Here is a 1,088-nt window from a genome sequence, read left to right as displayed (position 1 = left end):
GGGCGACCGAAGTGGCCGTACGCGGCGGTCTGCGCGTAGATCGGGCGCAGCAGGTCCAGGTCGCGGATGATCGCGGCCGGGCGCAGGTCGAACACCTCGCGCACGGCGGTCTGGATCTTGGCCGGGTCGACCTTCTCGGTGCCGAAGGTCTCCACGAACAGGCCCACCGGGGCCGCCTTGCCGATCGCGTACGCGACCTGCACCTCGATCCGGTCCGCCAACCCCGCCGCAACCGCGTTCTTCGCCACCCACCGCATCGCGTACGCGGCGGAGCGGTCGACCTTCGACGGGTCCTTGCCGGAGAACGCGCCGCCACCGTGCCGCGCCATGCCGCCGTAGGTGTCGACGATGATCTTGCGGCCGGTCAGCCCGGCATCACCCATCGGGCCGCCGATGACGAACCGGCCGGTCGGGTTCACCAGCAGCCGGACGTCGGTGCTGTCGATGTCCAACTCGCCGATCTCGGGCAGCACGACCTGCTCGCGCACGTCCACGCCGAGCAGCTTGTCCAGGTCGACGCCGTCGGCGTGCTGCGAGGACACCACGACGGTGTCCAGCCGGATCGCGCGATCGCCGTCGTACTCGATGGTGACCTGGGTCTTGCCGTCCGGGCGCAGGTACGGCAGCACGCCGTCCTTGCGGACCTTGGTGAGGCGCTTGGACAGCCGGTGCGCCAACGCGATCGGCAGCGGCATCAACTCGGGCGTGTCCGTGCACGCGTACCCGAACATCAACCCCTGGTCACCCGCGCCCTGGCGGTCGATCTCGTCGAGCGCGTTCTCCACCCGCGTCTCGTGCGCGGTGTCGACACCCTGCGCGATGTCCGCGGACTGCGCGCCGATGGCCACGTTCACACCGCACGAGTTGCCGTCGAACCCCTTGGCCGACGAGTCGTACCCGATGCGCAGGATGACGTCGCGGACGATGCTCGGGATGTCCGCGTACGCCTCGGTCGTCACCTCGCCCGCCACGTGCACCTGGCCGGTCGTGACCAGGGTCTCCACCGCCACCCGCGACCGCGGGTCCTTCGCCAGGAGCGCGTCAAGGACCGAGTCGCTGATCGCGTCGCAGATCTTGTCCGGGTGGCC

Annotated in this window: 1 protein-coding gene; it reads right to left on the bottom strand. The window is 70.3% G+C overall.

Features of this window, described 5'->3' with window-relative positions; translation table 11 throughout:
• Positions 1–1,088, bottom strand: a 1,088-nt coding sequence (metK, locus tag CLV68_RS33250; RefSeq protein WP_121395004.1) for a methionine adenosyltransferase, incomplete at both ends; no start/stop codon positions are given.

This window comes from Actinokineospora cianjurensis (genome assembly GCF_003663795.1).
Classification (GTDB): Bacteria; Actinomycetota; Actinomycetes; order Mycobacteriales; family Pseudonocardiaceae; genus Actinokineospora; species Actinokineospora terrae.
This window is presented reverse-complemented; position numbering and strand designations above follow the sequence as displayed.